The sequence below is a fragment of the Actinophytocola sp. genome (assembly GCF_035712165.1).
GTDB lineage: Bacteria > Actinomycetota > Actinomycetes > Mycobacteriales > Pseudonocardiaceae > DASYTH01.
Genome location: NZ_DASTBH010000363.1, coordinates 1 through 3,587 on the forward strand (window position 1 = coordinate 1; position 3,587 = coordinate 3,587).

Genomic DNA, 3,587 nt, shown 5'->3' on the forward strand with positions numbered 1-3,587 from the left:
CGGCCAGCCCGGCGGACAGGCCGGGCAACAGGTCGCGCAGCACCCGAACGCTGGTGACGTGGTCCAGCGGTTCGAGCTCGACGCACGGCAGCCCGTAGGTCCGGCCCTCGGTGGCGATCAGCACCGCGACCGGCTCGGTGTCGAAGTCGGGCAACGCCTCCAGCAACCAGGTGAGGTCGAGCCGGTGCGCGTCGTCCACGCACAGCAGCACCCGGCGCGAGTCGGCGGTGAAGTCGGCGGCGGCCGACCGCGCGGCGCGCAGCAGCGACGTCTTGCCGGATCCGAACTCGCCGCGCAGCACCAGTGCGCCACCGCGGCCGGAGCGCGCGCGGTCGAGCAGTGCGTCCACGGCGACGCGCTGCCGGTCGCGTCCGCGCAGCATCTCTCCTTTGTGCCACACCTCGTGCGCGGGCGAAAGGGGCCGACCCGACGGTAGTTCTACCGATACCGGGGGTCGGGCGGGTTGCGGTGCCGGCCACCGGGAACCGGCAGGTGCGCCGATGCGAGCGGTGCGGCGGTGACCGAGGGTCGTTGCTGTCCGTATCCCTGCATAAGCGAGGTGTTCATGGGATTCCGCAGTGCGATCCACGCGATCCCCGCGCTGGCCCTGCTCCTGGTCGGTGTCACGACGCCGACGGCCCAGGCCGCCGACAACCCCTTCGAACGCGGCCCCGCGCCGACCACCGCGAGCGTCGAGGCGACCCGCGGGCCGTTCGCCATCGCCACCACGACCGTCGCCCGGTCGTCGGTGTCGGGCTTCGGCGGCGGCACCATCTACTCCCCCACCAGCACCGCCGAGGGCACCTTCGGCGCGGTGGCCATCTCACCCGGCTTCACGGCGTCGCAGTCGTCGATCTCGTGGCTGGGACCCCGGCTGGCGTCCCAGGGGTTCGTGGTGATCACCATCGACACCCTCTCGACGCTGGACCAGCCCGACAGCCGTGGCACGCAACTGTTGGCGGCGCTGGACTACCTGACCCGCACCAGCTCCGTCCGCACCCGGATCGACGGCACCCGGCTGGGTGTGATGGGCCACTCCATGGGCGGCGGCGGCAGCCTGGCGGCCTCCCGGACCCGGCCGGCCCTGCAGGCCGCGATCCCGCTGACCCCGTGGCACACCACCAAGTCCTGGACGACCGTCCGGGTGCCCACGATGATCATCGGAGCGGAGAGCGACACGACGGCGCCGGTGGCGTCGCACTCCGAGCCGTTCTACACCAGCCTCACCGCGGCTCCGGACAAGGCATACCTGGAGTTGAACAACGCCAGCCATTCCGCGCCGACGCGGGCCAACACGACCGTGGCGAAGTACAGCATCTCCTGGCTCAAACGCTTCATCGACAACGACACCCGCTACGACCAGTTCCTGTGCCCGGCCCCGGCCCCGAGCACGCTGATCCAGGAGTACCGGGCAACCTGTCCGCATTCCTGACCGGGGAGAGCGGGGCGGTCGTACGACAGGCCGCCCCGCTTCCGCGTGACCGGAGGCACAGCGCCGGCCACCGGCGCCGGGCCCGGCACGGTGGGAGGATGCGGCAGTGGAACTCGTCTATCCCCCGGTGATCCTGGCCTGCAAGACCCTCTTCCGGGTCCTCGACCTGAAACTGGAGGTGCGGGGCGGCGAGCACGTTCCGGCGTCCGGTGGCGCGGTGCTCGCCTGCACCCACGTCAGCTACCTGGACTTCATCTTCTGCGGGCTGGCGGCGTTGCCGGCCGGGCGCAGGACCCGGTTCATGGCCAAGCAACAGATCTTCGCCAACCCGGTCGCCGGTCCGCTGATGCGCGGCATGCGGCACATCCCGGTGGACCGCTCCGCCGGGGCGGCCTCCTACCAACAGGCGGTGGCGGCGTTGCGGGCCGGCGAGGTGGTCGGGTTGTTCCCCGAGGCCACCATCAGCCGGTCCTTCACCGTCAAGCCGATCAAGAGCGGCGCGGTGCGGATGGCCGCGGAGGCCGGCGTGCCGGTGCTGCCCGTGACGGTCTGGGGCAGCCAGCGGCTGTGGACCAAGGGCCGGCCGAAGAACCTCACCCAGCGTCACGTGCCCATCCTGATCAGGGTCGGTGAGCCGTTCCGGCCCACCCCGGGTGACGACCAGGACGTGCTCACCAAGGACCTGCGCACCAGGATGGCCGCGCTCCTCGCGGAGGCCCAGCGCGACTATCCCGGCGCCCCGGAGGCCGGCGCGGATCCGTGGTGGCTGCCCGCCCATCTCGGCGGCACCGCTCCCACGCCGGAGCAGGCCGCCGCGCTGGACGGCTGACCCGCTCAGGCCCGCGAGGAGATCTGCTGCACTGCCCAGCCGTTGCCGTCCGGGTCGGCGAAGAAGACGAACCCGACGTTGTCCAGCGGGTCCGGCTGGGCGGCCGGGTTCTCCCCGATCACCTGGATCTCGCTGACCTGCACCCCGTTGTCCACCAGTTGCGCCCTGGCCTTGTGCAGATCCGGCACCACGAGTTGCAGGCCCTGCAACGAACCCGGGGCCATCGTGTTGCCGATTCCCTTGCCCAGGACGATCGAGCAGCCCGACCCGGGCGGGGTCAGCTGGATGACCCGGACCTCGGCGCTGACCGTGGTGTCGTGATCGACGTTGAAGCCGAGCTTGTCGGCGTAGAACTCCTTGGCCCGGTCCAGGTCCGCGACCGGGACGAGCACCACTTCCAGGGTCCAGTTCATGCACCATCTCCAGTTTTCTCGATCGTCGTCAGAAGTTCGCTGAGCCGGTCGAACGACTCGCCGACCCCGCGCCGCATCGGGTAACGCAGCACGGTGTCGCGGGCCTGCCGGGACGCGTAGCGCACCGTGCAGGTGAGGGTGGTCCGGCCGGCCCGCTCCACCAACTCGTGCGTGACCAGCGACTCACCCGGGTAGGACTGGTCGTCGAACACCTCGGTGTAGACCAGCAGCCCGGGCGGCTCGATCACCCGGTAGACGCCGCCCTGGGCCATCCGGGCGCCGTGCGGGCCGTGCGAGACGAACCGCCACGCGCCGCCCACCCGAAGGTCCAGCTGGCAGTCGGTGATGTTCCAGCCGCGCGCGCCGAACCAGCGGGTGATCAACGCGGGTCGGGTCAGCGCCGCGAACACCAGGTGCCGGCCGGCGTCGAACTCCCGCCTGAGCACGATGTCGGTGTCCGTCGGCGTGGTCACCTCCAGCGGGCCGCTCATGCCAGCACCTCGCAAGCTCGGAGGCAGTGTTCGATGGCTCGCTCGCTCACCGCTGGCCGTCCTCGGCCTTGAGCTCGGCCAGCAGCACGTCGAGCCGCTGGAAGCTCTCCTCCCAGTAGCGGCGGTAGTTCTCCAGCCAGTCCTGGGCCTGCTTGAGCGGGCCGGCCCGCAGCCGGCAGGGCCGCCGCTGCGCGTCCCGGCCGCGCGAGATCAGCCCGGCCCGCTCCAACACCTTGAGGTGCTTGGAGATCGCCGGCTGGCTCATCGCGAACGGTTCCGCCAACTCGCTCACGGAGGCCTCTCCGGCCCGCAACCGGGCCAGGATCGCCCGTCTGGTCGGGTCCGCCAACGCCGCGAAGGTCGCGTCCAACTGGCCGATGCTCATGGTCCATAACCCCTCAGTTCCATAACCAACTGGTTTT

The 3,587-nt window shown here is 71.1% G+C and carries 6 protein-coding genes; 2 read left to right on the forward strand and 4 right to left on the reverse strand.

Translation table 11 applies throughout. The features are described from left to right. On the reverse strand, positions 1 to 382 hold a 382-nt coding region (locus VFO68_RS20075), incomplete at its 3' end, for a BREX system ATP-binding domain-containing protein (protein ID WP_325159870.1). A 183-nt stretch (positions 383 to 565) separates the two neighbouring features. Here VFO68_RS20075 and VFO68_RS20080 point away from each other — a divergent pair. Continuing rightward, positions 566 to 1,432, forward strand: coding sequence for an alpha/beta hydrolase (locus VFO68_RS20080; protein ID WP_325159871.1), 867 nt, complete (start codon positions 566 to 568; stop codon positions 1,430 to 1,432). Between the two features lie 106 nt (positions 1,433 to 1,538). After that, a complete protein-coding gene (locus VFO68_RS20085) occupies positions 1,539 to 2,261 on the forward strand; it encodes a lysophospholipid acyltransferase family protein (RefSeq protein ID WP_325159872.1) in 723 nt (240 codons plus the stop codon). Positions 2,262 to 2,266: 5 nt separating this feature from the next. Here the strand turns inward: VFO68_RS20085 and VFO68_RS20090 are convergent, their stop codons facing one another. Genes VFO68_RS20090 through VFO68_RS20100 form a run of 3 tightly spaced genes read right to left on the reverse strand, consistent with a single transcriptional unit; the run spans position 2,267 to position 3,550 of the window. After that, complete coding sequence (locus VFO68_RS20090; protein WP_325159873.1) at positions 2,267 to 2,674, reverse strand: VOC family protein; 408 nt, start codon at positions 2,672 to 2,674, stop codon at positions 2,267 to 2,269. Then, the gene (locus VFO68_RS20095; protein ID WP_325159874.1) at positions 2,671 to 3,165 is read right to left on the reverse strand and encodes an SRPBCC family protein; all 495 of its coding nucleotides are present in this window, start codon (positions 3,163 to 3,165) and stop codon (positions 2,671 to 2,673) included. Before VFO68_RS20095 ends, VFO68_RS20090 begins: the two co-directional genes overlap by 4 nt. Before the next feature lie 46 nt (positions 3,166 to 3,211). Further along, positions 3,212 to 3,550, reverse strand: a complete 339-nt coding sequence (locus VFO68_RS20100; protein WP_325159875.1) for a metalloregulator ArsR/SmtB family transcription factor — start codon at positions 3,548 to 3,550, stop codon at positions 3,212 to 3,214. Between the last annotated feature and the right edge of the window lie 37 nt (positions 3,551 to 3,587).

Excerpts from the sequence above, each read along its gene's own strand:
- VFO68_RS20080 (WP_325159871.1), top strand. The coding sequence starts at position 566 with ATGGGATTCCGCAGTGCGATCCACGCGATCCCCGCGCTGGCCCTGCTC.
- VFO68_RS20090 (WP_325159873.1), bottom strand. The coding sequence starts at position 2,674 with ATGAACTGGACCCTGGAAGTGGTGCTCGTCCCGGTCGCGGACCTGGAC.
- VFO68_RS20095 (WP_325159874.1), bottom strand. The coding sequence starts at position 3,165 with ATGAGCGGCCCGCTGGAGGTGACCACGCCGACGGACACCGACATCGTG.
- VFO68_RS20100 (WP_325159875.1), bottom strand. The coding sequence starts at position 3,550 with ATGAGCATCGGCCAGTTGGACGCGACCTTCGCGGCGTTGGCGGACCCG.